The organism is Conexibacter sp. JCM 18997 (assembly GCF_055391915.1).
Genome location: NZ_AP043885.1, coordinates 4,613,640 through 4,640,560, shown reverse-complemented (window position 1 = coordinate 4,640,560; position 26,921 = coordinate 4,613,640). Strand labels below are relative to the sequence as shown.

Below are 26,921 nucleotides of genomic sequence, written 5' to 3'. Positions count from 1 at the left end.
CGCGTCGATGAGTCACGGGTCCGCTGAAGACGACATCGTCGGCACGCACGCAGAGGCGGCCGGCAACGACCGCGAGCCGCTGGTCGTGCTCGAGCCGCTGACCGCCTTCCTGGACGATCACGGGCTCGGATCCGGCGACCTGGAGCTGGAGCCGATCGGCGATGGCCACTCCAACGTGACCTACCGCGTGACGCGCGCGGACGGCTCGACGATGGTGCTGCGCCGCCCGCCGCGCGGGCCGCTCCCGCCCAGCGCCCACGACGTGCTGCGCGAGGCGCGGCTGCTGACGGCGCTGGCCCCGACCGACGCGCGCGTGCCCGCCGTGCTGGCCGTCGGCGACGACACCGCGATCATCGGTGCGCCGTTCTACGTGATGGAGGAGGTCGCCGGCGCGGTCGTGACCAGCGCGCTGCCCGCGGCGCTGGACACGCCCGCGCAGCGGGCCGCGGTGGCCGATGAGCTGATCGACGCGCTCGTCGAGGTCCACGCCGTCGACTGGGCCGCCGCCGGCCTGGAGACCTTCGGCAAGCCGACCGGCTACCTCGAGCGGCAGCTGCGCCGCTTCGGCGGCCTGTGGGAGCACAACCGCACGCGCGAGCTGCCGCAGGTCGAGCGTGTCGGGCAGTGGCTGGCCGACCACCTGCCCCAATCGCCCCCGGCGACGATCGTGCACGGCGACTACCGCCTGGGCAACGTGATGCTGGCCGCCGGCGCACCCGCGCGCGTCGTGTCGATCTTCGACTGGGAGATGGCCACGATCGGCGACCCGCTGGCCGACCTGGGCTACATGACGACGATGTGGATCGAGCGCGACGATCCGCCGATGACCTTCGAGCTGTCGCCGGTCACCCGCGCCGAGGGGTTCCCCACCCGCGACGAGCTGATCGCCCGCTACGAGGAGCGCTCCGGGCGCTCGATGACCGACATCCGCTGGTACCAGACGCTGGCCGTGTGGAAGTCGGTCGTGTTCATGGAGGGCAACTACAAGCGCGCGATCTCGGGCACCAGCGACGACCCGTACCTGAAGACGTTCGGCGAGGGCGTCGTCGAGCTGGCCGACCGCGCGGAGGCGATCACCCGTGGCGACGCCTAGGACGGGCCTGCTGATCGACTTCGGCGGCGTGCTGACGACGAACGTGTTCGAGTCCTTCGCGGCGTTCTGCGTGGCCGAGGGCCTGGATCCGGACACGATGCGCACCGCCTTCCGCGGCGACGACACGGCGCGCCAGCTGCTGTTCGACCTGGAGACCGGCGCGGTGCCGCCCGAGGCCTTCTCGACCGCGCTGGGCCAGCGCCTGGGCGTGGCCGACACGACCGACCTGCCCCGCCGGCTGTTCGCGGGCGTGCGCTCCGACGAGGCGATGGTCGCCGAGGTCCGCGCGCTGCACGAGCGCGGCGTGCGCACCGGGTTGGTCTCCAACTCGTGGGGCGACGCCACCGCCTACGACCGCGGCCTGTTCGCCGAGATCTTCGACGGCGTGGTGATCTCCTCCGAGGAGGGGCTGCGCAAGCCGGACCCGGCGATCTACGAGCTGGGCGCCGAGCGGATCGGCCTGCGGCCGCAGGACTGCGTGTTCGTCGACGACCTGGGCGGCAACCTCAAGCCCGCCGCCGCGTTGGGCATGGCCACGATCAAGCACGTCGACGCGGCAAGCACCATCGCCGAGCTCGAGCGGCTGTTCAGGGCAGAGCGCTAGCAAGGGACCTCCCTGATGTCGCCGCGCCGCGCCCGCTTCAGGGTTGCGCGCCATGAACCTCCTTCTGACCCGCGCGACCCTCGTGGGCGTGGTGGCCGGCCTTGCGGTCACCGCCAACGCCTCCGCCGCGCAGCTGACCTCTGACAACGGCACCCTGACCCTGCGGGCCGCCTCCGGTGAGGCCAACGCCGTGATCCTCACCTCCGACGATCCCGGCGAGGTGCGCATCTCCGACACCCGCCCGATCGACCTGCTCGCCGCGGAGTGCCGCCGGGCCGACTGGGACGACGCGTCGATCGTGCGCTGCCCGGCCAGCGGCACCCTGCGCGTCGAGACCGGTGACGGCGACGACCGCATCACCTACCTGTACGCCTTCCCGACCGGCATGACGCTGGTGGCCGACGGCGGGGCCGGGAACGACGAGATCGAAGGCCCGTCCAGCGAGGCGGCGGTGACCATGCTGGGCGGCGACGGCGACGACCGGCTCCGCGGCGGCTTCGGCCCCGATGTGCTCGACGGCGGCGCGGGGAGCGACGAGCTCGACGGCCAGAACGGCGACGACACGCTGCGCGGCGGCGCGGGTGACGACAAGCTGGCCGGCTACGACGGCGCCGACCTGATCGACGGCGGCGCGGGCACGGACCGCATCACCGACGACTGGCTGCCCACCGAGCGGATCCAGGTGGGCGTGACGCTCGACGACCGCGCCAACGACGGCCGTCCCGACGAGCATGACGACGTGCGATCGATCGAGGTGATCGAGATCCACCGGCCGGCCGCGCTGGTCGCCGGCCGCACGCCCGTGCGCTTCGTCGTCACCGAGACCCAGGAGAACCCGTCCAAGCTCATCGGCAGCCCCGGCGCCGACCTCCTGAAGTCCTTCCACTACGCCGACGTGATCGACGGCAAGGGCGGCAACGACACGATCGAGGCCGGCTACGGCGACGACGTGGTCACCGGCGGCCCGGGCCGCGACACGATCAACGCCGACGCCGGGGCCGGCGCCTGCACGTTCCTGGTCTGCCGCGTCGGCGCGGGCAACGACCGCGTCAACGTCCGCGACGGCGAGCGCGACAGCGTGATCTGCGGACCGGGCCGGGACACGGTCATCGCCGACGCCAAGGACGTGATCGCCGAGGACTGCGAGACCGTCCGGCGCTGAGGGCTCAGATCATCCGCCGCTGCGCGGCCCAGCGGGTCAGCTCGTTGCGGTTGGACAGCTGGAGCTTGCGCAGGACGCTGGAGACGTGGGTCTCGATCGTCTTGACCGACAGGTGCAGCCGCGTGGCGATCTCCTTGTAGGTGTAGCCGCGCGCGATCAGCAGGAGCACCTCCTGCTCGCGCGCGGTCAGCGCGTCGAGCTCGGCGTCGGCCACCGCGGTCGGGTCCGGGCCGCCGCTGAACGCGTCGAGCACGAAGCCGGCCAGCCACGGGGAGAACACGGCGTCGCCGTCGGCCACGCGATGGATCGCGGCGACCAGCTCGGCCGGGGAGATCGACTTGGTCACGTAGCCGCGCGCGCCGGCCCGGATCGTGGCCAGGACGTCCTCGGGCGCGTCGGACACCGACAGCGCCAGGAAGCGCACGCCCGGCCGCTCGGCGTGGACGGGCGCGATCACCGCGTGGCCGCCGCCGTCGGGCAGGTGCACGTCGAGCAGCACGACGTCGGGATCGAGCGAGCGCACGAGCGGCACCGCCTCCTCGACCGTGCCCGCCTCGCCGACCACCTGCACGGTGGGACCGAGCCCGGCGCGCAGGCCGGCCCGGAAGATCTCGTGGTCGTCGACGATCACGACCTTGCGCAGGGGAACGGCCACTCAGGAACGCACCTTACGGGGCAGCACGAGCTCGACCTCGGTCCCCTGGCCCGGCGCGCTGACCACGCTGGCCCGCCCGCCGTGGCGGGCCATCCGGGCCACGATCGACTCGCGCACGCCGCGGCGGTCCGCGGCCACGGCGTCGAGGTCGAAGCCGCTCCCGCGGTCGCGCACGAACACCGACGCCTCGTCGTCGCTGACCCGGGCCAGCACCGACACCTCCCCCACGCCGGCGTGGCGCCCGGCGTTGGTCATCGCCTCGCGCGCGGCGGCGGCCAGCGCGGCCAGGTCGGCGTCCAGCGGTCCGTCGGAGGGCTGCACGAGGTCCACGGCGACGCCGTAGTGCTCCTCGACGTCGTCGGCCGCGGCGCGCAGCGCCTTGGCCAGCGTCGCGGCCTGGCCCGGCTCCTCCCCGCCGTACAGCCAGCCCCGCAGCTCGCGCTCCTGGCGGCGGGCCAGCGACTGGGCCTGGCGCGGGTCGTCGACGCGCTGGATCAGCGCCAGCGTCTGCAGCACCGAGTCGTGCAGCCGCGCGGCCACGTTGGCGCGCTCCTCCGTGCGGATGCGCTCGCGCCGCTCGGTGTCGGCCTCGGCCCGGGCCCGCACCAGGCGGGGGCCGATCAGCAGGCCCAGGCCCGTGGCCACGACCGCCGCGGCGACCAGCGCGCTGGACAGCGCGGCCAAGCTCCCGTTGTCGAGCAGGAACAGCACCGCGCCGCCGCCCAGCAGCGCGATCCCGATGGCCACCCGGGTGATCTCGCGCAGCGCCGGGCGCTCGCCCATCTCGCGCCCGGTCACCGCCTGGCGCCAGACCAGCGCGACGCCGCCGGTCAGCAGCGCCAGCGGCAGCAGGATGCGCAGCGGCACCGACAGGCTGTTGACGGCCAGGCCGATGACCGCGCAGCCGAGCAGCACGAGCAGCCCCAGCGCGGTGCGCGAGCGCTCGGGCCACGGGGTGATCGGCCCCGGCTCGCGCGGCAGCAGCAGCACCAGCGCGCCGTACAGGATCACGCCGATCCCGCCGCCGAGCACGACCAGCGCGGCCAGCACGAGGCGCACGAGAACGACGTCGACGCCGAAGCCGCGAGCGACTCCGGCGCAGACGCCGAACAGGAGGCGGCCCTGGGCCGCGCGCTGCATCGGGGGCAGCTTCACCGGATCACGTCGACCGGCCCGCCCACGTCGACGTCGGCATCGATCCGCAGGACGGGGGCGGACTGACCTTCCTTGGGCGCATCGATCGGGGCCAGCGACGCGCCGCCGATGCTCGTGTCGCCCACCGGCACCACCTGGACGTTGTCGGGGACCTCGAGCTGGATCTGCCCGGCACCGACGTGGGCGCGCACCGTGGTCACGCCGTCGGGGAACGCGATGTCGCGCAGGTCCAGGTCCAGCAGCCCGACGCCGAGCCGGTACTCCGGCAGGAGGTCGGCGGCGCTGGCCGGGCGGATGTGGCGCTCGCCGACGCCGTCCTGGAACTGGTCGGACAGGATCGCGGTGCCGGCCGCGCTGACCGCCAGCACGATGGCCAGCACCAGCGTGAGCACGCGGCCGCGCATCCCGGAGGCCAGCGCGGCGGCGGCGCCGGCCACAACCGCGCCCGAGGCCAGCAGCACGGCGACGGCGGAGGCCGACAGGTCGGCCAGACCGACGGCGTCGACCACCGTGGCGATCGCCGCCGCCCCGGTGATGACGCCGGCCACGGGCAGGAAGATCGACGGGCCGGCGGGCTCGGGCGGGGGCGGCGGGTCCGAATGGGTCGGCGGCACGCCCCCTCGGGGCGCCCAGGTGCGCACGGTGGGGAGCGTCGCCGTGGGCGCCTCGGCGGCCTCGGGCGTGGCCACGGCGGCGACGACGGTGGCCGCGGTCGCCTGCGTCGTGGGCGCCTCGGACGCGGGGGGCATCGGGATGGCGCTCGCGGCGACCGTGGCCGTGCGGTCGCGGTTGGCCCGGATCAGCACGATCACGCCGGCGATCAGCGCGACGGCCAGCAGCGGCGTCGTCACCGGATCATCGCCCCAGAAGCCGTCGAAGACCGGGCCGGAGGCGATCAGGGTGATCGCCGCGACGATCACGCCGATCCAGCCCAGCCAGTTCTCCCGCGAGTCCGGCGGGTCGCCCGACAGGAGCATGCGCCCGTCGTCGCGGGGGGTGATGACGGCGGTCGCGACGTAGGCGACGACGGCGAGCGGCCCGGCGAGCAGGCCGATGACGATGACGATCGCCCGCACGAGCACCGGATCGGCGTCGAGCGTGCGCGCGATGCCGGCGCACACGCCGAGCAGCATCTTCCGCTGGCCGTCACGGCGCAGCGGAGGACGGCCGGCGGCGGCAGCGTCGCTGGTGGGAGCAGAGTTCATGTCAGCGAGCATGCTCCCCGACGGCGGCGGGCACCATCGGGGACAGCCCTGAACGAACCCTGACGGATCCGGCCGCTCAGTCCCTGACCGGACCCTGGCCGGCGCCCGAGGACTCGACCGCCGCGGTGATCTCCTCGTGGTCGGCGTCGGTCAGCTCCAGGCCCGCGGCGGCGATCCAGCCGTCGACCTGCGCGGGCGACCGCCCGCCGACGATCGCTCCGCTGACGCCGGGCCAGGCCAGCGTCCAGGCCACGGCGACGGCGGCCACGTCCACGCCGTGGCGCGCCGCGATCGGCTCCAGCGCCGCGGCCAGCGCCAGGTTGCGCTCGAGCTTGGGCGGGGTGAACTCGGCGTTGCGCCGGCGCCAGTCGCTCTCGTCCAGCGAGCCGGTGCGTGCGGCGCTCCAGCGACCGGTCAGCAGGCCGGACTGCATCGGGCTGTAGACGATCACGCCGGTGTCGTGCTCGGCGCACCACGGGATCACGTCGCCGCCGGCGGAGCGGTTGATCAGCGAGAACGGCGGCTGCAGCGTGCCCACGTGACCGACGGCCTCGCAGCGGTCCAGCAGGCCGACGTCGAAGTTCGAGACGCCGCCCGCGCGCACCTTGCCCTCGGCGATCAGCTCGAGCATCGTGCCCCACGACTCCTCGACCGGGACGCCGCTGCGATCCGGCCAGTGGAACTGCAGCAGGTCGATGCGCTCGACGCCCAGGCGTTGGAGCGAGCGCTCGCACTCGGTGCGGATCGTCTCGGGGCGCAGGACCATCTCGGGCGTGACGCCCGGGCCGGCCTCCTCGAACCACATGCCGCACTTGGTGAAGATCAACGGGCGATCGGCCGGCGGCAGCGCGGCCACCGCGCGGCCGACGACCTCCTCGGAGTGGCCCAGCCCGTAGGCGGGCGCGGTGTCGACCCAGTTCACGCCGTGGGTGACCGCGTGCTGGATCGCCGCGATCGAGGCGTCGTCGTCCTGTGGGCCCCAGCCGAAGGCCCACGGACCGCCGACCGCCCAGGCGCCGAAGCCGACGGTGGTGATCTCCAGGCCGGTCTGTCCCAGCGGCCGGGTCGCGAGGCTCACGGCTTGCCGTCGTCCTTCTTGGTCAGACGCGTGCGCACGTCCTCGATCTTCTGCTTGGTCTTGGGGTCGTTGGCCAGCTTCTTGGCCTCGTCCATCGCCTTCTTGCCCTGCTCGCTCTTCGCGAACTTCGTGACCGTGTTCATGAATCCCATGTCCGGGTGCCTACCCGGTTGGGACCGTTGCGTCAACGCCCTCGATGCGGCGGCGCAGCTCGGCGCCGCGACCGGCCGACACGGCGCGGGCCACGCGCTGCTCGGTCATGTCCACCCCGCGCGCCTGGGCCAGCTCGAGCAGCTCCTGGCGCTCGGTCGACTCGCGCGCCGCCTTCAGGAACAGCCAGCAGAACAGTCCGAGGGTGAGCAGCGACGACTCGACCATCATGATCGCCGCCGCCGTCGTCTGGTCGGAGACCGGCTCGCCGTAGACCGGGTACAGCACCGTGCCCGACCACAGCAGGACGTTGCCCAGCACGGCCCCGAGCAGGCGCACGCCGATGATGTAGACGAGCTTGGCCAGGTTGCCGAACCACACGGGCTGGGGCAGCGGCCCGAACAGCGGCATCCACATGAGCATCCCGAAGGCGATGAAGCAGCTGTGCTGCAGCGCGTGCAGGGCCTCGTGGCGGACCGCCGCCTCGTGCAGGACCGGGATGTGCCACAGGTACAGATCCAGGGCCCACAGCGGCAGCGCGATGAGCGGGTGGCTGAGCACCCGCAGCGGCCCGAGCACGCGGTTGCGCAGCAGCGGCGCCAGCAGCGGCCCGGTCAGGCCGACGACCAGCAGCAGCGTCCCCAGGTCGCCGATCAGCAGGTGCTCGGTCATGTGCCACACGAACGAGTCGCCGGCCAGGTCGCCCAGCGCGGTGAGCGTGATGACGATCAGCGACAGCCCGCCGTAGAAGCACGCCTGACGCCACGCGGCGACGGGCTTGCCGCGTTGGTGGAGCGTGTGCGCGCGCACCGCGTAGAGCACGCCGGCCACGGTGGCCGGCGCGAGTTGCAGCGGAGCGAACGAGATCGCGGCGGTCAGCATCCCTCTCGGGCGTGAACGCTACGCGCCAGCGCTAATTGGCGTGTCCGCCAGCAAACCGAAAGCCGGTGCCATGGGCCCCGTTGGGGCACACCGAAGCCTTATGGGACCACGACCACTAGATTGTCGGCCCGGGTGACGACCAGCGGAGACACCCACGACGCAAAGCTGGCTGCGCTGGAGGCGGAGCTGGAACGCGCGCGGGCGGACTCCGACGCGCAGGCCCAGCAGCTGGAGCGCTACGCCACCGACCTGCGCGAGACGTTCAAGGCCGAGCGCGCGCAGCGCGCGCGCCTGCAGGAGTCCTACATGTCGACGGTGCGCGCGCTGTCCAACGCGGTCGAGGCGCGCGACTCCTACACCGGCAAGCACGCCGAGCGCGTCGCCGCCTACGGCCTGGTGATCGCCCGGACGATGGGCTCGCGCCTGGCCGAGGACCCGACGATCGAGTTCGGCTTCCTCCTGCACGACGTGGGCAAGGTCGCGGTGCCCGACGCGATCCTCTACAAGCCCGCGCCGCTGACCGACGACGAGCGCGCGATGATGGCCCAGCACCCGGAGATCGGCGCGCAGATCCTGCGCGGGATCGAGTTCCTCGGCGAGGCCAAGAACGTCGTGCGCCACCATCACGAGCGCTGGGACGGCACCGGCTACCCGGACGGCCTGGAGGGCCCCGAGATCCCGCTGGCCGCGCGCGTGTTCGCCGTGGCCGACACGCTCGACGCGCTGACCACCGACCGCCCGTACCGGCCGGCGGCCACCCTGACCTACGCCCGCGAGGTCATCACCGCGGCGTCGGGCTCGCAGTTCGACCCGGCGGTCGTCAACGCGTTCAACGCGGTGCCGGACCCCGAGTTCGACCGGATCCGCCTCGAGACCGGTATCTAGTGGTCGTCGTGCCGGCCGTCCTGATCGTCGATGACGACCGCTTCGTCCGGAAGCTGATCACCACCACGCTCGAGGACGTGTCGGGCTTTCGCCTGGTCGAGGCCGAGGACGGCGAGGCGGCCATCGCGGCGGCGGTCGAGCACCGCCCGCAGCTGATGTTCCTCGACGTCGACATGCCCCGCCTGGACGGCATCTCCGCGCTGCGCCATCTGCGCGGGCTGGATGAGCTCCAGGGGATGCGCGTGATCATGCTGACCGCGGGCTCGGAGTACGAGAGCGACGCCCGCGCCGCCGGGGCCGACGACTTCCTGACCAAGCCGTTCTCCCCGCTGGACCTGCTGCGCCTCGTCGAGGACCTGGCCTGAGCACCGAGGCCGAGACCAAGACGTGCCCGGACTGCGCTGAGCAGGTCCTGGCCGCTGCGCGCAAGTGCCGCTTCTGCGGCTACCGCTTCGACGAGCCGGCCCGCAAGAAGCGCTCCGGCGGCCCCGGCGGGCTGATGGACCTGCTGCGCACGCCGGACCCGGACATCCACAGCGTGCCCGACCTCCTGCACGCGTGGGACATCCGCCTGCGGCCCGACGAGATCGTGCCCGACGAGGGCGGCCTGTCCTTCGCCCGCGTCGACGACGCCATGGGGTACATCGTGGTGACGTCCTCGCGCTTCCGGTTCCTGGTCATCGAGCGCGGCGCCAAGACGCTGCCGTCGCTGCGCATCGACCGCTACCTGGGCGACCTGCGCGAGGCCAAGCTGGCCCGCCGCCGGCTGCGCCAGGTCGTGGTCCTGCGCTGGGACGACGGGGAGAACGTCGTCCGCCTCGAGCTCGCCGACCAGTCGCAGCTGGTCGAGCTGCTCACGCCCGATCAGGCCACCGCGCGGTAGCTCACGTAGATCAGCCGCCCAACCGCGTCAGTCGCGCTTCCCGCGTCCGTAGAGGACCTTGAACACGCGGCTGATCAGCTTGCTCGTGCCCGCCTTGTAGGGGAACTGGTGCACCTCGCGCTTGAGCGGGAGGCGCGAGACGAGGATCGCCTGCTGGGCGCAGTACTTGCGGATGCCGCCGGCGCCGTGACGTGAGCCCAGGCCGGACGCCTTCCAGCCGCCCATCGGCAGCTCCAGCGCGGCGTAGTTGAGCAGCGCGTCGTTGACGTTGACCGCGCCGGCCTGCAGCCGGCGGGCCACCGCCTCGCCGCGCGCGACGTCCTTGGAGAAGACCGTCGCGGCCAGCCCGTAGGGCGAGTCGTTGGCCAGCCGGATCGCCTCGTCGGCGTCGGCCACCTTCATGATCGGCAGCGTCGGCCCGAAGGTCTCCTCGGTCATGGCGTCCATCGTGTGGTCGACGTCGACCAGCACGGTGGGCTCGAAGAAGCGGCCCGGGCCGGGGCCGCGGTGACCGCCGACGACGGCCTTGGCGCCCTTGGCGATCGCGTCGTTGACGTGCGCCTCGATGATATCGGCCTGGGGCGGGAAGGTGACCGCGCCGACGTCGACGGAGCCGAACCCGGTGGGCACGCCCTGGCGCAGCGCGCCGGCCTTCTCGGTGACCTTGGCCACGAACGCGTCGTACACCGGCGCTTCCACGTACACGCGCTCGGTCGAGACGCAGGTCTGGCCGCCGTTCATGAACGCCGACCACACCGCGGCGTTGGCCGCCTTCTCCAGGTCGGCGTCGCTGAGGACGATCATCGGGTCCTTGCCGCCCAGCTCCAGCGACGCGGGGATCAGGCGCCCGGCGGCCTGCTGGGCGACCATCTTGCCGGTCTTGGTGGAGCCGGTGAACATGATCATGTCGACCTCGTCGACCAGCGCGCGGCCCGTGTCGCCGCGGCCGGTGGCCACCGCGAAGACGTCGTCGGGCAGGCCGCACTCGCGCAGCGCGTCGGCCAGCAGCAGCGAGGTCAGCGGCGTCACCTCGGAGGGCTTGAGGATCACCGCGTTGCCGGCCATCAGCGCCGGGATGCAGTCGCCGAAGGAGTTGGTCAGCGGGTAGTTCCACGGGCCGATCACGCCGATCAGGCCCAGCGGCGCGTAGCGCACGACGAGCTTGCGGCCCTTGACCAGCATGTTGGAGGTGTGGACGCGCTCGTCGCCCAGGAAGTCCTCCGCGTTCTTGGCCCAGAAGCCGAAGGCCGCGGCGCCGTAGGAGATCTCGGCGACCTGCGCGTCCTCCCAGGACTTGCCGGTCTCGGAGACGATCGTCTGGATCACGCGCTCGCTGTTGTCGATCAGCCACTTCTGGGCGCGCAGCATCACCCGCGCGCGGCCCTCGAAGCCCAGCGCCTCCCAGGCCGGCTGCGCGGCGCGCGCCTTGGCGGCCAGCTCGGCCACCTGCTCGGGCGACAGGTCGGGCACGGAGCGGATGACCGCGCCGGTGGCCGGGTTCTCGACGGGGATCTCGCCGGAGGCGGGGGCAACGACGGCCTCGGTGGCCTCGGTCGGCTGCGTCTCGGTGCTGGCCATCGCGGCTCTCCTCAGGTCGTCAGAACTGGCCGGACGGCCAATACTACGACGCTGTACGTTTCCCCATGGAGGCTGGTTCGGCGGCGAAGGGCGGGGATGATGAGCAGGCAGGGATGGCGCGCGGCAACGGCCGTGCTGATGATCGCGGCGATCGGCGGCGCAACGGCGAGTGCCGCGACGGCCGCCGGCCGTCCGGATCTGTCGATCGCCCGCGGATCCGTGCAGGTCAGCGGCGGGCAGATCCGCGGAACGTTCGTCGTGGACGATCACGGCCCGGGCGCGGGCCGCGTCGGCGTGACGCTGAGCGTCGCCGGCGCGGTGCAGCGCCGCTACGTCGTGCGCCTGCCCGCCGACGGGAAGGTCACGGTGCGCGTCGCCGTGCCCGTGCCCGCCGGCCTGGCCGCCGGGACCGTGCGGGTTCGCGTGTGTGCCGATCCGCGGCGCCGCGTTCGGGAGCGCTCCGAGCGCAACAACTGCCGCACGCTGGGCACGGTCACCACGGCCCCGGCGCCGTCCAGCGCACCGTCCACGTCGGCCCCCGGCAGCCCCCCGCCCAGCGCGCCCGCGACGCCCGACCCCGGCGCGCCCACCGGGGCTGCGCCGAGCGCCGGCGGAGGCGCCGTCGGCGGCGGGGGCGGGGGCGTGCCCGAGCCGGCGACGAGCGGCTCGTCGGTCCCGACGGCGCCCGTGGCGTTCACGCCCAACCAGAGCTTCGCGCTGGGCACGTACTGGATCGTCGTGCCCAGCGCCTACGACGCCACCCACGCGACCCCGACGCAGCTGCTCGTGTGGCTGCACGGCTGTGGCGGCGAGGGGCGCTACGACATCGAGAACGTCGCTCCCGCCGCCGCCGATCCGTACATCGCGATCGCCGTGGGCGGACGCGAGGGCGCGTGCTGGGACGTCGACGGCGACCAGGCCAAGGTGCTGGCCGCGATCATCGACGTCGAGACGCACTTCAACATCGACAAGCGGCGGATCGTGCTGGCCGGCTACTCCTCCGGCGGCGACCTGAGCTACCGGACGGCCTTCTACCACGCGCGGGTGTTCGCGGGCGTGCTGGCGGCCAACACGTCGCCGTTCCGCGACACGGGCTCCTCGGCCAGCGCGTCGATCGCCGCGGCGGCCTGGCGCTTCCCGGTCGTCCAGCTGGCCCACACCGGCGACGACACCTACCCGATCGCCACCGTGCGCTCGGAGACCTCGACGCTGCGCGACGCGGGCTTCCCGGTCACGCTGGTCGAGCGGCCCGGCGGCCACTACGACGATCCCGGGGCGGGCCGGCCGGGCACCGACGCCGACATCCGCACGTACCTGCTCCCCCACCTGCGCGACGGCTGGACCAGCCCACCCGGCTGATCAGCGCACGAGCTGCAGCCGCCCGGCGTTGGCCGCGTCCGGGAGGATCTGCGTGGCGTCGCTGCCCAGCCACTGCTCCAGCAGCGAGGCGTACACGCGGCGGAAGTCGACGGTCACCGCGAGGTTGTCGCGACGGTCCAGCTGCTTGAGATCGGGGATGTCGGTGAGCACGCCGCTGACCGCTCGCGTGCCCTGGACCCAGGCGATGCCGCCGGCGCCGTGGTCGGTGCCGCCCGAGCGGTTGGACTTGGGGCGGCGGCCGAACTCCGACCACACGAAGGTCAGGACGCGGTCGGCGATGCCGCGCGCCTCCAGATCGGCCTGGAAGGCCGACAGGCCACGCGACAGCTCACGCAGCGCGGCGTCCAGATCGGTGGCCTGGTTGTCGTGGGTGTCGTACTCGCCGGGCGCGTCGACGGTGGCCACGCGGATGCCCAGCGGCTGGGCGATGAGCGCGGCCAGCGAGCGCATCCGCCCGGCGAACTCGCCGTCGGGGTACGGGACCGGCGGGTGCAGCGCGGAGGCGCCGACCGGCGCCAGCAGCTGTCCCACGGCCTGCGTGGCCCGCGCGACCTCCATCGCCGCCTGCCCGCCCGGGGTGGAGCGCGGCAGGCTGGAGATCCTCTGCCAGGCCGCGTCGGCCTTGGCCGTCGATGCGCCGGAGATCCCGGCGAAGCGCAGCGCGGCCGCGGCGGGATCGGTGACCGCCGCCGCGGGCATGCGGTCGGTGGTCAGGATCGGCGACAGGCGCTCGTCCATCGAGATGCCCTGCAGGGGGTTGGCGGCGCTGCCGTGCACGTCCAGCCAGCGCCCCAGCCAGCCGCTGCCGTACTGCAGCGTGACCATCCCGCGCTCCCAGAAGTTGCGCGAGTGGAAGTGCGACAGGTCCGGATCGGCGTAGTCGATGCCGGGCAGCAGGCCGATGCGGCCCGCGCCGAACAGCCCGGCCACGCCGCCGTTGATGCCGTCGCCCAGCGCCGGGTGGAAGCCGAGGCGGGACTCGTTGGGCAGCGGGGTGAACGCGTCGCCCGGCGACAGCGAGGCGCGCAGGTCGTTGAAGCGGCCCAGCTGCTCCAGCGGCGGCAGCGCGGCCAGCAGGTCGCAGCCGCCGGGCAGGAAGACCGAGACGATCACCGGCGCGTCGGGCGCCGCCTGGGCCTGCGCGGCCTCGATCAGGCGGTCGACGGTCAGCAGCTTGGCGGCGTACAGGGTCAGCCCGGCGCCGATCCCCCGGCCCATCAGCTGGCGGCGCGTGATCTCGTTGCGGTCGTAGCAGGGCATGGGTCAGCAGACCTGGGCGTCGGGACCGGCGACGAGCAGCTGGCAGAGCAGGCGCTGCAGCGCGACCGCCTGCTCGGTGGTCGGGCGCCCGTCGTCGAAGCGCGCGGCCACGTCGAGCAGCGCGGCGCGCGTGTCGCGGGCGATCCACGGCTGGCCCATCGTCTCCAGCGCGGTGTCGAGGTGCTTGCGCGCGGACCAGTCGGCGGCCGCCCGGGTGGAGCGCACGCGCAGCGCGCTGCTGGAACGCGTGACCAGCGTCGAGGCGAGCTCGACCCGCGCGAGCATCGCGTTGGTCGACAGCCACGCGGTTCCGCCGTCCCAGCCCGCGACCGACGGCGGGCGGAACAGGCGCTGGCCCATCGCCGTCATCAGGCCGACGTAGTTGCGCAGCGTGACCCGCGTCTGCGTCGTGCGCAGCACGCCGGCGACGTGGACCGCGGGCGCCTTGACCATGTCGGGGCTGTCCAAGCGGGCGTACAGCGCGGGGTGGGCGAGGATCTGGCCGACGACCGCCTTGATGCTCATCCCGCTGCTCGTGTAGGTCGACGCCAGCGCCGCCGCCGTGGCCGGGTCCAGCGGCTCGGTGACGAAGTAGCTCCACAGCTTCGCGATCAGGAACGGCGGGTGCGCGGGGTGCTGGGTGACCAGCACGATCACGTCGTCGGGGCCGTAGGGCGACGTCTGGCCGAAGATCGTCTTGAGCCCGTCGTCGTGGGCGTTGGGGTCCCAGTAGGTGGTGACGATCCCGTTCTCCCGGCGCCGGCGCCAGCCCGTCAGCGCCCGCGACATCTCGCGCACGTCGTCCTCGCTGTAGCCGCTGCCCAGCGTGAACAGCTCCATCAGCTCGCGGGCGAAGTTCTCGTTGGGCGCGCCCTTCGGGGAGCCGGCCAGGGACAGGTAGAGCTGGATGGCCGGATCGCGCATGATCCCCTCCAGCAGCCGCTGGAACGTGTCCAGCGCGCGGTCGCGGAACATCTGGTTCTGGGCCAGCATCAGCGGCGTGTCCTGGTTGGCCGTGGCGAAGTGGTCGTGCCAGAACAGCGTCAGCTTCTCGACCAGCGGCCGCCGGCTGCGGACCATCCGGTCCAGCCACCAGAGCACGTCGTGCCCGGGCTCGTTGACCGGGTCCAGCGCCCGCCCGCGGACCCGCGCCTCGGGGATGTCGCTGAAGTCGCCCTGGCCGTCGCCGTCGAGCAGGAAGCGCAGCGCGCCGGCCTGGCCCATGCGCGCGTAGTGGCGGGCCTCCTCCGGGGTGGCCCCGAACCCGGCCCGCCAGAACAGCCGGCGCACGTGTCGCTCCGTCCAGGCCATCGTCAGCGGACCGTCAGCGTCGCGGTCATGCCCTGCTGGGCGTGACCGGGCTTGGTGCAGATCAGGGTGTAGCGCCCGGGCCGGCGCAGGCGCACGGCGAAGCGCACCGTCGCCCCGGGGTCGATGTCGGGGGAGACGGCGCTGCGGTACCCGTGCGGTCCTTGCACCTTCACGTCGTGGTCATCCTCGCCGAAGTTGTGCAGCACCAGCGTGACGGCCCCGGCCGGGACCACCGGGCGGTAGATCCCGTAGCGGTACTCGCGGGTGCTGACCCCGACCGTCGTCGACGGCGTCATCGCCAGCATGGCCAGGGCGGTCAGCAGCATCAGCGCACCAACGCCAGGCGACCGGCGGAGGCCGCGTCGGGCAGCACCTCGGCGGCGTCGGTGCCCAGCCAGCCCTCGACCAGCGACGCGTAGACGCGCCGGAAGTCGAGCGTGACGGCGAGGTTGTCGTTGCGGTCCAGGGCGCCGAGGTCGGGCACGTCGCTGAGGATTCCACCGCGCGCCCGCGTGCCCTGCACCCAGGCGATGCCGCCCGCGCCGTGATCGGTCCCGGCCGACTCGTTGGACTCCGGGCGGCGCCCGAACTCCGACCACACGAAGGTCAGGACGCGATCGGCCACGCCGCGCGCCTCCAGGTCGGCCTGGAAGGCCGACAGCCCCTGGGACAGCTCGCGCAGGGCCGCGTCGAGCTCCTGGGGCTGGTCGTCGTGGGTGTCGTAGTCGCCGGGCGCCTCGACGGTGGCCACGCGGATGCCCAGCGGCTGGGCGATCAGCCCGGCCAGCGACTTCAGGCGATCGGCGAAGTCGCCCTCCGGGTAGCCGATCGGGCCGGCCAGCGGATCGGTGCCGGCCTGCTCGTCGCGGGCGTAGGGCGCGAGCATCCGCCCGACGTCCTGGGTCTGGCGGGCGACCCGCGTGGTGGCCTGCGGGCCGAGGCCGTCACGGGGCAGCGCCGACAGCTGCGCCCACACCTCGGCGGCCTTGTCGGCCCCGGTGCCCCACGTGCCGCCGAAGGTCAGCGCCGCGTCGGAGGGATCGTCGAGCGCGGCGGCCGGCGCGCTGGTCGTCCGCAGCAGCGGCGAGAGCGTCGAGTCCATCGACAGGCCCTGGAGCGGGTTCTCGCCGTTGCCGTGGCGATCGAGCCAGCGCCCGAGCCACCCCGGTCCGGCGTCCTGGGTGACCAGCCCGCGCTCCCAGAAGTGGCGCGAGTGGAAGTGCGACAGGTCCGGGTCGGCGTAGTCGATGCCGGGCAGGAAGCCGATCTTGCCGGCGCCGAACAGGCCGGCGACGCCGCCGCCCAGGCCGTCGGCCAGCGCCGGGTGCATGCCCAGGCGCGACTCGCCCGGCAGCCGCGGGATGTCGTCGCCCACGGCCAGCGAGCGGCGCAGGTCGTTGAGGCGGCCGAGCTGGTCCATCGGGGGCAGCGTGGCCAGCAGGTCGCAGCCACCGGGCAGGAAGACCGAGACGAGCACGGACCCCTCGGGCGCCGCCTGGGCCTGCGCGGCCTCGATCAGGCGGTCGACGGTCAGCAGCTTGGACGCGTAGATCGTCAGGCCCAGGCCGATCGAGCGGCCGATGAGCTGGCGGCGGGTGAGGTCGTCTTCGCGGGAGTAGCAGGCCATGGCTAGTGCAGATGCGCGTCGGGGCCGGAGATGAGCAGGTGTCGCAGGAGTCGTTGGAGCATGTCCGCCTTGTCCTGGCGGGGCTTGCCCCCGAAGAAACCCTCGGCGAGGCCGATCAGCGCGGCGCGGGTGTCGCCGGCGATGTACGGGCGGCCCATCGCGTCCAGCGCGGCGTCGAGCTGCTCCTGGGCGCTCCACCCCAGCTGGGCGCCGCCGTCGGGCAGCTTCAGCGGCGCGTTGTCCCAGGCCAGCACCGAGTTGGCCAGCGCGACGCGGGCGCGCATCGAGCCGGTCGACAGCCAGGCCGGGCCCCAGTCCCAGCCCGCCACCGACGGCGGCTGGAACGGGTACTGGCCCATCTGGCTGAGCAGCCACCCGTAGGAGTCGATGGTGATCGGCGTGCTGGTCGTGCGCAGCAGGCCCGCGACGTGCACGACCGGCGACTTGACCATGTCCGGGCTGTCCAGGCGGGCGTACAGCGCTGGATGGTCGAGGATCGCCGCGACGACCGGCTCGATGCGCCGGCCGCTGCGCACGTAGGTGCGGGCCAGGCGGGCCTGCGTGGCGCTGTCCAGCGGCTGGGTGACGAAGAACGCCCACAGCTTGCCGACGATGAACGGCGCATGGCGCGGGTGCGTGGTGACCAGGTGGATCACGTCGCTGGGCCCGAACCGGCCGGTGCGCCCGAAGATCCGCTTCTTGCCGGTGTCGTGGGCGTCGGGGTCCCAGTGGATGCCCTGGAACCCGGCGCGCGTCCACTTGGCCCGCCAGCCGGTCAGCGCGCGGGCGACCTCGCGCACGTCGGTCTCGCTGTAGCCGCCGCCCAGCGCGAACAGCTCCATCAGCTCGCGGGCGAAGTTCTCGTTCGGCGCGTCCTTGGTCGAGTCGGCCAGCGACAGGAACAGCTGCATCGCGGGGTCGCGCATGACGCCGTCGAGCAGGTGCGGGAAGGCGCCCAGGCCGCGGGAGCGCAGCAGCCGGTTCTGGGCCAGCATCAGCGGCGTGTCCTGGCCGGCGGTGGCGAAGTGGTCGTGCCAGAACAGCGTGACCTTCTCGACCAGCGGCCGCTTCGTGCGGACCATCCGGTCCAGCCACCACAGGACGTCGTGGCTCCACTCGTTGACCGGATCCAGCGGGCGGCCCTTGACCCGCGGCTCGGGGCCGACCAGGTCGTCGTCGCCGCTCAGGAGGTGGGCGAGCGTGGCCGCGCGGCCGCGCTGCTCGAAGTCGCGCGCCTCAGCCGGCGTCGCGCCGAACCCGGCCCGCCAGAAGACGCGCCGGACATGGTCTGCTGTCCACGTCAGGTCCCCCACCTCCCTTCGTATCGGCGCTCCCGACGCCGAGCTTCAACCTAGCCACAGAAACCGGTGAGCAGACCGCCCCCGATCGGCGTGCCCAGGCCGCTGGCCATGTCGTAGCCCGCGGTCGCCGGATACAACCCGCCGTGCTGGTCGCCGGCGTCGTTGTTGGGCTCGGTGATGTCGTAGAAGGCCGCCGGCCCGAAGGCCGACGCCACCGCGTAGAGCTTGGGACCGAGCAGGCCGAAGCGGGCGCCGCCGCACTGCGGGTGCGACTGCAGGCTGGCGATCAGCCCCGCCCACAGCGGCGTCGAGGCCGACGTGCCGCCCTGCGACGTCCACGCGCCCTGGAAGTAGATCTCGTACTCGAACTCGCCGCCGGCCTCGGCGCTGACGTCGGGCACCTGGCGGCAGTAGCCCGTCGGCGTGCGGCACGGCGTGGCGCTGGACAGCGAGGAGATCACCCCCGACCCGGTCTGCCAGGCGGGCATCGGATGGTTGGCCGAGATGCCGCCGCCTCCGGCGCCGCCCGAGATCCCGTCGTTCCACACCTCCTCGGAGGGCTTGGTGGTCGGCGGGTCGGCCAGCCGGTGCAGCGCCGTGCCGCCGACCGACAGCGCGTAGGCCTGGCTGCCCGGGTCGTCGACGGCGAGCGCGTTGCTGCCGGTGTCGCTCTGCGTCTGGCAGTCCTCGGAGCCGTTGTCGCCCGCCGCGGCCAGGAAGCTCTGCCCTTGGGCGGCCATCTGGGCCAGCACCGTCGCCTCGTGGGTCACCGTGTAGCTGTCGGTGTTGGCCTCGCACTGGCCCCAGCTGGTCGAGACGACCGACGCGCTGTTGTCGTCGGCGATCTCGGTGAACACGTCGATCCACTCGGCGTCGGTGGGGTTGACGGGGCCCTGGTAGACGAGGATCGCGGCCTGCGGCGCCATGGCCAGCGCGGTCTCGACGTCCATCGTCGCCTCGACGTCGTCGACGTCGGTGCCGGGGCCGCCGGAGACGTTGACGTTGGTGACCGGCGAGGCCAGGCCGTAACACGCCTGGAAGGCCGCGATGTCCGAGCTGCTGTACGGCTCCCACTCCAGCAGCGCGATGCTCACGCCCTGCCCGTAGCCGCCGCCGGCGTAGACCTGGTTGAAGCCATAGGTCTGGGCCAGGTCGTTGAACGGCCAGTTGCGGCTGGTGGCCACCGCCTGCTCCAGCGCCGTGCAGCCCTGCGGTCCGCCGCTGGCGGTCACGCGCGGCCGGGCGCCCGTCGGCTCGTCCCCCACCCGGCGGTGATGCGGCTGCGTGTCCAGGCCGAAGACGCCCTCGATCGGCTTGGCCGGCTTCTGGGGCAGCGTCGGCGCCCGGGGATTGGCCAGGGCGAGCTCGCCGTTGCCCAGGCGAACGCGCACGATGCGCGTCGCGAAGGCCCGCTGCGCGGCGGCCACCCGGCCCCGGACGTGCAGGACCAGGTGGCTGCGCGACAATGCCCCGGGACGCAGGCCGGCCCGGCGCAACGCCGCGCGCACCCGGGCGATCGCCTCGGGCGTGGGGCCGAAGCGGTCGGCGAACGCCGCCGGCGAGAGGTACGCGCCGTCGCCGACGCGCGCCACGAAGGCGGCCAGCGCCACCGGGTTGCGCGGCTTCAGCGTGACGCGCAGGTCCAGCGGCGTGTCGGCGGGCGCCGGACCGAGCACCTGCGCGCCCGCGACCGGGCCGTGCGCGGCGCCGACGGTCAGGCGGCCCTCGGCCTGCGCGTCGGTGGCCGGCAGCAGCAGCGCCAGCGCGGCGATCGTCGGCGCGAGAACCCGAGCCATCGGTGTCGCGTTCCCCGCGCACGCAGCGCGGGAAACGGGACACGGCTCAGCGCGTCAGGACGTGAACTCGATCTTCTCGATGACCGCCGGCTCCTGCGGGCGGTCGCGCGCGTCGGTCGGGGTGCCCTCGATCGCGTCGACGGCGTCCATCCCGTTGGTGACCTGGCCGAAGACGGTGTGCTTGCCGTCCAGCCACGGGGCCTCGTCGACGGTCACCAGGAAGAACTGCGAGCCGTTCGTGTTCGGGCCGGCGTTGGCCATGGCCAGCGCGCCGCGCACGATCTTGTGGTCGTTGAACTCGTCCTCGAACGTGTAGCCGGGGCCGCCGGTGCCGGTGCCCAGCGGGCAGCCGCCCTGGATCATGAAGTCCTTGATCACCCGGTGGAAGCTGAGGCCGTCGTAGAAGCCCTGATCAGCAAGCTTCTTGAAGTTGTCGACGGTCTTCGGGGCGTCTTCCTCGAACAGCTCGATCTCGATCGCGCCGTGGTTGGTGTGCATCGTCGCAGTGGACATGCCCCACACAATCGCAGGATCACAATCCAGGCGGATGAACGGCGGTGAACCCGCTGATCGAGCGGAACGGCCGCTGCCAGCGTGAACCGGTCTGGCGCAGCCCGACGGTGTCGAAGCGCGCGCCGCCGACGACCATGAACGCGTGGCCGGCGTTGGCGTAGATCGTCACCCACTGGCCCTGGCCGGGGTCGCCCCACTTGGCCAGCTCGCCGGAGGTCATCGGGCGATCGAGCAGCCCGGCGTTGGCCAGGGCGAAGGACACGCTGCCCGAGCAGTCGTAGGCCGAGTCGACGAACAGCCCCTCGCCGCCACCGTGGCCGCCGCCGTAGACGTAGGGCAGCCGCGCGACCTTGTTGGCCGCCTCGACGATCGCCTGGACGGCGGGCGGCGCGTCCGGTGGCGCGGTGGCCAGGCCGCTCTGCAGCAGGATCGAGCGCGACGTGACGGCGTCGGTGTCCTTGCCGTACAGCTGCGCCAGCTCGGCGCGGATCTGCGCGTCGCTGGGCGCGCCGGGCGCGACCTCGCTGCCGGCCACCACCTTCTGCTTGCGCTTGGCCTTGACCGTGGCCTTCTTGACCGCGACGGGCGGCGCATCGACCTCGGCCACGAACGGGCGGCTGGGGAAGTCGACGCCGGCCAGCGTGGGCAGCGCCACGGGCGGCTGGTCCTCCGACGAGGCGCAGCCGCTCAGCAGGACGGCGAGCAGCAGCACGGAAACGACGCGACGCATTCCCCGTCGAAGGTACCGACACCCGTGCTACCACGGATGCGGCAGGCCCCGATGGCGCCGGATACTCGCCCGATGTCCCGTCACCCGCACCTGACCGTCGCGATCGCGGCCGCCGTCCTCGTCCTGCTGCCCGCCACCGCGGCGGCCACGACGACGGTGAGCCGGTCCGGGGACGTGGTGAGCATCGTCGGGGACGACGCGCCCAGCCGCATCGTCACCGAGGCCTACTTCACCCGGGCCCAGGTCCAGGACGACCTGCGCGGGGCGGTCGTGGCCGGCGGCGGCTGTGCGCAGCTGTCGGCCTCGTCGGTCGACTGCGGCGACTTCGGTCCGGCCGCGCAGGTGATCGTCGACCTCGGCGGCGGTGACGACTACTACAAGTGGGCGACGATCGACCCGCCGCAGCAGATCGACGGCGGGGCCGGCAACGACGTCATCGAGGCCGGCGCCGGGAACGACGTCGTGCGCGGCGGCCCCGGCAACGACGACCTCAACGGCGGCCGCGGGGACGACCAGCTCGACGGCGGCGAGGGCAACGACAAGGTCGACGGCTGGGACGGCAGCGACACGGTCATCGGCGGTCCCGGCGTGGACACGCTGCTCGGTGACGGCGGGACGATCTACGCGGGCGGCAACGACACCATCGGCGCGCGCGACGGCGAGAACGACTCGGTCGACTGCGGCGGCGGCGCCGACCGGGCCCAGGTCGACGCCGGCGACGTCGTCTCGGGCTGCGCGACGGTCGAGCGCGGACGGGCCGCACCGGTGACGCCGACCGACAGCTCGTCGTCGGCGTTGCAGGTGGCGACGAGCATCGTGCGGGCCCCGGGCCTCGGATCGCTCCGCGGCGGCGCGGCGGCCACGGTCAGCCTGACCCCCACCAGCGCCTGCGCCGGGCAGGTGGCGCTCGCCGTCACCGCCGGGGAGGCCAAGCGCCTGAGGATCGGCCGCAAGGCGACGACGATCGGCACCAGCGCGCCCACGACGCTCGCGGCCGGCACGGCGACGCAGGTGACCGTCTCGGTCGCCCGCCGGTACCGCGGCAAGCTGCCCCGCACCGGCCGGGTGTCCGCGGCGATCGTGACGGTGTGCGTCGACGCCGCGGGTGGGACCTTCGCGGGCCAGCGCGGGCTGACGCTGCGCCCCTGAGCCGCCGGACGGCGGCTCAGGTCTTGGCCAGCTCGAGCACCAGCTCGTGGCCCTTGACCTTCGTCCCGCTGACCGCGTCCGCCACGCGCTGGGCCTCGTCGGCGGGGACGGACAGGATCGCGAAGTGCTGCAGCAGGCGCACGTCGCGCACGGCCTCGCCGTCGATCCTGGCCTTCTCGGTGACCGCGTGCACGACGTCGGCGACCTCCAGGCCGTCGGCCACGCCGCCGCGCGCGAACAGCGTCACGTAGACCTCGTCGCCGTTGCGCGAGACGTGCGGCTTGGTGTGCCGGCGCGGACGCTCGGTCACCTCGGTCGGATCGGTCGTCGCGCCCGGGGTCCACGGCGCGATCGTCGTGCCGATGTGCGTCTCGATCGCCTCGAGGTCGCGCTTCTGGCGCGGCTCGACGAACGTGATCGCGCGGCCCTTCTTGCCCATGCGCCCCGTGCGCCCGATGCGGTGCGCGTAGACGTCGGGCGAGGTCGGGATGTCGAAGTTGATGACGTGGGTGACCGTCGAGATGTCCAGGCCGCGGGCGGCGACGTCGGTGGCCACGAGGATCGGCAGGCGGCCCGCCTTGAAGGCGAGCATCACGCCGTCGCGCGAGCCCTGGCTCATGTCGCCGTGCAGGGCCTTGACGTTGAGGCCCTTGTCGCCCAGCGTGCGGTTGAGCTGGTCGACGCGGATCTTCGTGCGGCAGAAGACGATCGCCTGCTCGGGCCGCTCGGCCTTGAGGACCTCGACGAGCGTGGCGTTCTTGTCGGCCGTCTTGACCTCGAGCTGGAACTGCTCGACGGTGTCGATCGTCAGCGTCTCGGCCTCGACCTTGATCAGCTCGGGGTCGTACATGTAGCGATCGGCCAGCTTGCGGATCGGCGGCGGCATCGTCGCGCTGAACAGCGCCGTCTGGCGGCTGTTGGGCGTGAGGCGCAGGATCTTCTCGACGTCCTCCAGGAACCCGAGGTCCAGCATCTCGTCGGCCTCGTCGAGCACGACGTAGCGACAGCCGTGCAGCACGAGCGAGTTGCGGGAGATCAGGTCCAGCACGCGGCCGACGGTGCCGACGACGATGTGGCCGCCGTTGCGCAGCTGGGCCTGCTGGGTGCGGATCGGCGCGCCGCCGAAGACGGCGACCACGTCGATGCCCTTGGGCTGGCCGTAGGAGCGCAGCGCCTGGGTCACCTGGATGCACAGCTCACGCGTCGGGGTGAGCACGAGCGCCTGCACGTCGGGATCGGAGGGATCGACCTGCTCGACCATCGGGATGCCGAAGGCGGCGGTCTTGCCCGTGCCGGTCTGGGCCTGACCGATGACGTCACGCCCCTGCAGCAACGGCGGGATGGCCTGCTCCTGGATCGGCGAGGGCTTCTCGTAGCCGACGTCCGTGAGCGCCTTGAGGGTGGTCTCGGACAGCCCGAGATCAGCGAATGTCGTCACAGCATTGAGGCTAGTGCCCTTCTGGCCGCAACTTCCGGGGTCGTGTCTATGTTGAGAACGACGATGCGAATCCGGTCAGGGATCCTGGGAGTGGTCGCGTGCGCGCTGGCGTGCGTGGCCGTGGCGCCGACGTCGGCGAACGCGATGGTCATCGGCATCTCCGACCAGAACGCGTCGATGTTCTCCAGCCCGCTGTTCGCGCCGCTGGACATCCACTACGGGCGCTACGTGACGCCGTGGGACGTGGCGCTCAAGCCCGACTCGCCCGCGGCCGCGTCGCTGGACCAGTGGCTGGCCGCCGCGCAGGCGGCCGGCGTCAGCCCGTTGATCGCCTTCGAGCACTCCGCCGGCGACCAGTGCCCCAACCAGCCCTGCTACCTGCCGGATCCGTCGGAGTACCTGCAGGCGTTCCTGGCCTTCCGGGCCAAGTACCCGCAGATCACCACGATCTCGGTGTGGAACGAGGCCAACCACAGCACGCAGCCGACGTTCCGCTCGTCGATCGACGCCGCCCAGCTGTACCTGGTGATCGCGCGCCACTGCTCGGGCTGCACGATCGTCGCCGCCGACGTGCTGGACAACTTCAGCGACTTCTCCAAGAAGATGGCCCACTGGCTGAAGACGTTCTCCAGCGTCGCGCCGACCGCGCGCCTGTGGGGCCTGCACAACTGGTCCGACGTCAACCGCTTCGACACGGTCGGCCTGGACGCGATGCTCAAGGCGGTCAAGGGCGACATCTGGCTGACCGAGACCGGCGGCATCGACTCGTTCATCACCCAAGCGGGCACGAAGTCGTTCAAGCCCAGCGAGGCCCGCGCGGTCAAGGCGATGGACTTCCTCTTCGACGACGTGATCAAGCGCTCGCGCCGGGTCAAGCGCGTGTACGTCTACAACTGGCTCAGCCAGCCGACCAACCGCTGGGACTCCGGGCTGCTGGACCACGACGGCAACCCGCGCGGCACCTACGACGTGCTCAAGAAGCACTCCACCGGCTGAGCCGGCTCACCGGCTCGGATCGAGCAGGACCTTGCCGGTGGTGCGGCGCGCGGCGATGTCGATCTGCGCCTGCGCCGCCTCGCTGAGCCCGTAGGTCGCGCCGACGACGACGCGCAGCTCGCCCGCCGCGGCCCGCGCGAACAGGTCGGCCAGCGCCTGATCGACCAGCGCCGGGTGCTCGAGCGCGTGGAACAGCCAGAAGCCGACGACCGAGCGGCTGGTGCGCAGCAGCTTGCCCGTGCGGATCTCGTTCTGGTCACGCGAGGCGATGCCGCACACGACGATCCGCCCGAACGGGGCGAGCGCGTCGAAGGACTGGTCGAACACGGCGCCGCCGGCCATGTCGAAGACGACGTCGACCGGCTCGCCCAGGTTGGCCTGCACCAGCCGCTCGTGCAGGCCCTCCGGGTTGCCGTCGACGGCGGCGTCGGCGCCCAGCTCCAGCGCCAGCGCGCGCTTGGCCTCGCTCGTCGCCGTGGCGATCACCCGGCCCGCGCCCATCGGCTTGCCCAACTGCGTGGCCAGCGAGCCGACACCGCCCGCGGCCGAGTGCACGACGACCGTCTCGCCCGGCGCCACCTTGCCCGCCGTGCGGTACAGATGCCAGGCGGTCAGCCCCTGCATGAGCAGCGCCAGCGCGGTCGCGTCGTCGATGCCGTCGGGGATCGGGAAGCAGCGCGCGGCGGGCGCGGCCACGTACTCGGCATAGCCGCCGTGCCCGACGATCGCCACGACGCGCTCGCCGGTGTCCTCGCGCGCGCCGGCGACCTCGGCGCCGGGGATCATCGGCAGCTCCTGCTGGGCCACGTACTGGTTGCCGCGCTGGTGGGTGTCGGCGAAGTTGACCCCGGCCGCGGTGACCTTCACCAGCACCTCGCCGCGGTCGGGGTCGGGGGTCGGGAGGTCGGTGAGCTCGAGCACCTCGGGGCCGCCGAACTCGCGGATCTGGACTGCGCGCATGGGTCGCGACCCTACCCAGCCGACCAGCGCTCAAGTCGTCGGCCGCCGCGGCCGATGAGGTCAGCGATGCGCTCGTTCCCCCGCCTGCTCCTCGCCGCCGCCGCCACCGCCCTGCTCGCCGCTCTGCCGGCGACCGCCTCGGCCGCCGCCAGCCGCGTTCCCGTCGGCATCTCCGACCAGAACGCCCTGACCTTCAGCAACCCGCTGTTCGCCCCGCTGGGGATGCAGTACGCGCGCTACGTGACGCCCTGGGACGTGATGAAGGACCCGACCTCCTACGACGCCCAGCAGCTCGACGCCTGGCTGACCGCGGCGCAGGCCGCCGGCGTCCAGCCGCTCGTGTCGTTCAACCACTCGACCGGCGACGACTGCCCGCGCAGCCCCTGCCACAAGCCGACGGGCACGCAGTACCGGACGATGTTCAAGGCGTTCATGGCCAAGTACCCGGCGGTGACGACGATCTCGCCGTGGAACGAGGCCAACCACATGGCGCAGCCGACCTACAAGCGCCCCGACCTGGCCGCGCTGTACTACCACGTGGTCAAGCAGGAGTGCCCGGCCTGCACCGTCGTCGCGGCCGACGCGCTGGACATCTCCAACATCGCCGACTGGCTGGCCGCGTTCGCCAAGAAGGCGCCCGACGCGCGCCTGTACGGCATGCACAACTACGGCGACACCAACCACTTCGAGACCGACGGCATCAAGACGGTGCTCAAGACGGTCAAGGGCGACATCTGGCTGACCGAGACCGGCGCGATCACCTCGTTCGTGACGACCTCGGGCAAGGTCTCCTTCAAGCCCAGCGACTCGCGCGCGGCCAAGGCCATGGACTACCTGTTCAAGACCCTGCTGCCGGTGTCCACCCGCATCAAGCGCGTCTACCTGTACCACTGGGGCAGCGACCCGGCCAACCGCTGGGACTCCGCCCTGCTGGACAAGGTCGGCAAGCCGCGCAAGATCTACTCGATCGTCAAGGCGTACAACAACCCCACCGGCGTCGTGAAGACCCCGGTGCTGCCGATTCCGCCGGCCACCGTGCCGACGGTCACCACCCCGCCCGTCACCGTCGGCCCGGTCACGGTGCCCGAGGTGACGGTGCCGCCGGTCACGCTGCCGCTGCCGTAGTCTGC

The 26,921-nt window shown here is 72.9% G+C and carries 27 protein-coding genes and 1 pseudogene; 11 read left to right on the top strand and 17 right to left on the bottom strand.

From position 1 onward, the window contains the following. Window positions 1-7 precede the first annotated feature (7 nt). The 3 genes from ACZ5UI_RS23310 to ACZ5UI_RS23300 are packed head-to-tail and all read left to right on the top strand — an operon-like array spanning window position 8 to window position 2,859. Window positions 8-1,093 carry a phosphotransferase family protein gene (locus ACZ5UI_RS23310; protein ID WP_464191580.1) on the top strand — a complete coding sequence of 362 codons (1,086 nt, stop codon included), beginning with the start codon at window positions 8-10 and terminating at the stop codon, window positions 1,091-1,093. Further along, on the top strand, window positions 1,080-1,697 hold the full coding sequence (locus ACZ5UI_RS23305; protein ID WP_464191578.1) for an HAD family hydrolase: 618 nt from the start codon (window positions 1,080-1,082) through the stop codon (window positions 1,695-1,697). The genes ACZ5UI_RS23310 and ACZ5UI_RS23305 overlap by 14 nt, the downstream gene beginning before the upstream one ends. Window positions 1,698-1,749: 52 nt before the next feature. Continuing rightward, entirely contained in the window at window positions 1,750-2,859 is a 1,110-nt protein-coding gene (locus ACZ5UI_RS23300) for a calcium-binding protein (RefSeq protein ID WP_464191576.1), read from the top strand. Window positions 2,860-2,863: 4 nt separating this feature from the next. Here ACZ5UI_RS23300 and ACZ5UI_RS23295 read toward each other — a convergent pair whose 3' ends face one another. From ACZ5UI_RS23295 to ACZ5UI_RS23270, 6 genes are all read right to left on the bottom strand, one after another. Next, complete coding sequence (locus ACZ5UI_RS23295; protein ID WP_464191574.1) at window positions 2,864-3,514, bottom strand: response regulator; 651 nt, start codon at window positions 3,512-3,514, stop codon at window positions 2,864-2,866. Next, window positions 3,515-4,669: a sensor histidine kinase gene (locus ACZ5UI_RS23290; protein WP_464191572.1), complete on the bottom strand. Its 1,155-nt coding sequence runs from the start codon at window positions 4,667-4,669 to the stop codon at window positions 3,515-3,517. Next, window positions 4,666-5,874: a PspC domain-containing protein gene (locus ACZ5UI_RS23285; RefSeq protein WP_464191570.1), complete on the bottom strand. Its 1,209-nt coding sequence runs from the start codon at window positions 5,872-5,874 to the stop codon at window positions 4,666-4,668. The genes ACZ5UI_RS23290 and ACZ5UI_RS23285 overlap by 4 nt, the downstream gene beginning before the upstream one ends. Before the next feature lie 76 nt (window positions 5,875-5,950). Next, window positions 5,951-6,952 carry an aldo/keto reductase gene (locus tag ACZ5UI_RS23280; RefSeq protein WP_464191567.1) on the bottom strand — a complete coding sequence of 334 codons (1,002 nt, stop codon included), beginning with the start codon at window positions 6,950-6,952 and terminating at the stop codon, window positions 5,951-5,953. Continuing rightward, window positions 6,949-7,095 carry a hypothetical protein gene (locus ACZ5UI_RS23275; protein ID WP_464191565.1) on the bottom strand — a complete coding sequence of 49 codons (147 nt, stop codon included), beginning with the start codon at window positions 7,093-7,095 and terminating at the stop codon, window positions 6,949-6,951. Before ACZ5UI_RS23275 ends, ACZ5UI_RS23280 begins: the two co-directional genes overlap by 4 nt. 19 nt (window positions 7,096-7,114) lie before the next feature. Beyond that, window positions 7,115-7,984 (bottom strand): cytochrome c oxidase assembly protein, encoded by an 870-nt coding sequence (locus ACZ5UI_RS23270; RefSeq protein WP_464191562.1) that lies wholly within the window; start codon window positions 7,982-7,984, stop codon window positions 7,115-7,117. 132 nt (window positions 7,985-8,116) lie between these two features. Here ACZ5UI_RS23270 and ACZ5UI_RS23265 point away from each other — a divergent pair, with 132 nt between their 5' ends. From ACZ5UI_RS23265 to ACZ5UI_RS23250, 4 genes and pseudogenes are all read left to right on the top strand, one after another. Next, the gene (locus ACZ5UI_RS23265) at window positions 8,117-8,869 is read left to right on the top strand and encodes an HD-GYP domain-containing protein (protein ID WP_464191560.1); all 753 of its coding nucleotides are present in this window, start codon (window positions 8,117-8,119) and stop codon (window positions 8,867-8,869) included. A gap of 8 nt (window positions 8,870-8,877) precedes the next feature. Next, window positions 8,878-9,234 carry a response regulator gene (locus tag ACZ5UI_RS23260; RefSeq protein WP_464191558.1) on the top strand — a complete coding sequence of 119 codons (357 nt, stop codon included), beginning with the start codon at window positions 8,878-8,880 and terminating at the stop codon, window positions 9,232-9,234. Continuing rightward, window positions 9,231-9,293: pseudogene (locus tag ACZ5UI_RS23255) on the top strand (hypothetical protein); the annotation flags it as partial. The gene ACZ5UI_RS23260 and the pseudogene ACZ5UI_RS23255, both read left to right, overlap by 4 nt. Before the next feature lie 75 nt (window positions 9,294-9,368). Further along, complete coding sequence (locus ACZ5UI_RS23250) at window positions 9,369-9,752, top strand: hypothetical protein (RefSeq protein WP_464191556.1); 384 nt, start codon at window positions 9,369-9,371, stop codon at window positions 9,750-9,752. A 27-nt stretch (window positions 9,753-9,779) separates the two neighbouring features. Here ACZ5UI_RS23250 and ACZ5UI_RS23245 read toward each other — a convergent pair whose 3' ends face one another. Further along, window positions 9,780-11,330, bottom strand: a complete 1,551-nt coding sequence (locus tag ACZ5UI_RS23245) for an aldehyde dehydrogenase family protein (protein ID WP_464191554.1) — start codon at window positions 11,328-11,330, stop codon at window positions 9,780-9,782. Between the two features lie 99 nt (window positions 11,331-11,429). On the opposite strand from ACZ5UI_RS23245, the gene ACZ5UI_RS23240 reads away from it, so the two are divergent. Beyond that, window positions 11,430-12,689: an alpha/beta hydrolase gene (locus ACZ5UI_RS23240; protein WP_464191552.1), complete on the top strand. Its 1,260-nt coding sequence runs from the start codon at window positions 11,430-11,432 to the stop codon at window positions 12,687-12,689. Here ACZ5UI_RS23240 and ACZ5UI_RS23235 read toward each other — a convergent pair whose 3' ends face one another. The 8 genes from ACZ5UI_RS23235 to ACZ5UI_RS23200 are packed head-to-tail and all read right to left on the bottom strand — an operon-like array spanning window position 12,690 to window position 21,248. Then, window positions 12,690-13,970 carry a DUF1501 domain-containing protein gene (locus ACZ5UI_RS23235; protein WP_464191550.1) on the bottom strand — a complete coding sequence of 427 codons (1,281 nt, stop codon included), beginning with the start codon at window positions 13,968-13,970 and terminating at the stop codon, window positions 12,690-12,692. Window positions 13,971-13,973: 3 nt separating this feature from the next. Continuing rightward, window positions 13,974-15,281, bottom strand: a complete 1,308-nt coding sequence (locus ACZ5UI_RS23230; protein ID WP_464191548.1) for a DUF1800 domain-containing protein — start codon at window positions 15,279-15,281, stop codon at window positions 13,974-13,976. A 2-nt stretch (window positions 15,282-15,283) separates the two neighbouring features. Beyond that, window positions 15,284-15,607, bottom strand: a complete 324-nt coding sequence (locus ACZ5UI_RS23225) for a hypothetical protein (RefSeq protein WP_464191546.1) — start codon at window positions 15,605-15,607, stop codon at window positions 15,284-15,286. Next, on the bottom strand, window positions 15,607-16,908 hold the full coding sequence (locus ACZ5UI_RS23220; protein ID WP_464191544.1) for a DUF1501 domain-containing protein: 1,302 nt from the start codon (window positions 16,906-16,908) through the stop codon (window positions 15,607-15,609). The genes ACZ5UI_RS23225 and ACZ5UI_RS23220 overlap by 1 nt, the downstream gene beginning before the upstream one ends. A gap of 2 nt (window positions 16,909-16,910) precedes the next feature. After that, the gene (locus ACZ5UI_RS23215) at window positions 16,911-18,221 is read right to left on the bottom strand and encodes a DUF1800 domain-containing protein (protein WP_464191542.1); all 1,311 of its coding nucleotides are present in this window, start codon (window positions 18,219-18,221) and stop codon (window positions 16,911-16,913) included. 38 nt (window positions 18,222-18,259) lie between these two features. Continuing rightward, the gene (locus ACZ5UI_RS23210) at window positions 18,260-20,005 is read right to left on the bottom strand and encodes a S53 family peptidase (protein ID WP_464191540.1); all 1,746 of its coding nucleotides are present in this window, start codon (window positions 20,003-20,005) and stop codon (window positions 18,260-18,262) included. A 54-nt stretch (window positions 20,006-20,059) separates the two neighbouring features. Beyond that, the gene (locus ACZ5UI_RS23205) at window positions 20,060-20,518 is read right to left on the bottom strand and encodes a peptidylprolyl isomerase (RefSeq protein ID WP_464191538.1); all 459 of its coding nucleotides are present in this window, start codon (window positions 20,516-20,518) and stop codon (window positions 20,060-20,062) included. A 19-nt stretch (window positions 20,519-20,537) separates the two neighbouring features. Further along, window positions 20,538-21,248, bottom strand: coding sequence for a hypothetical protein (locus tag ACZ5UI_RS23200; protein WP_464191536.1), 711 nt, complete (start codon window positions 21,246-21,248; stop codon window positions 20,538-20,540). A 72-nt stretch (window positions 21,249-21,320) separates the two neighbouring features. On the opposite strand from ACZ5UI_RS23200, the gene ACZ5UI_RS23195 reads away from it, so the two are divergent. Next, window positions 21,321-22,397, top strand: coding sequence for a calcium-binding protein (locus ACZ5UI_RS23195; protein ID WP_464191534.1), 1,077 nt, complete (start codon window positions 21,321-21,323; stop codon window positions 22,395-22,397). 16 nt (window positions 22,398-22,413) lie between these two features. Here the strand turns inward: ACZ5UI_RS23195 and ACZ5UI_RS23190 are convergent, their stop codons facing one another. Further along, on the bottom strand, window positions 22,414-23,835 hold the full coding sequence (locus tag ACZ5UI_RS23190; protein WP_464191532.1) for a DEAD/DEAH box helicase: 1,422 nt from the start codon (window positions 23,833-23,835) through the stop codon (window positions 22,414-22,416). Window positions 23,836-23,898: 63 nt separating this feature from the next. On the opposite strand from ACZ5UI_RS23190, the gene ACZ5UI_RS23185 reads away from it, so the two are divergent. Next, window positions 23,899-24,831: a glycosyl hydrolase gene (locus ACZ5UI_RS23185; RefSeq protein ID WP_464191530.1), complete on the top strand. Its 933-nt coding sequence runs from the start codon at window positions 23,899-23,901 to the stop codon at window positions 24,829-24,831. Window positions 24,832-24,837: 6 nt separating this feature from the next. Here the strand turns inward: ACZ5UI_RS23185 and ACZ5UI_RS23180 are convergent, their stop codons facing one another. Next, a complete protein-coding gene (locus ACZ5UI_RS23180; RefSeq protein WP_464191528.1) occupies window positions 24,838-25,791 on the bottom strand; it encodes a quinone oxidoreductase family protein in 954 nt (317 codons plus the stop codon). A 66-nt stretch (window positions 25,792-25,857) separates the two neighbouring features. On the opposite strand from ACZ5UI_RS23180, the gene ACZ5UI_RS23175 reads away from it, so the two are divergent. Next, window positions 25,858-26,916 carry a glycosyl hydrolase gene (locus ACZ5UI_RS23175; protein WP_464191526.1) on the top strand — a complete coding sequence of 353 codons (1,059 nt, stop codon included), beginning with the start codon at window positions 25,858-25,860 and terminating at the stop codon, window positions 26,914-26,916. Window positions 26,917-26,921: the final 5 nt, after the last annotated feature.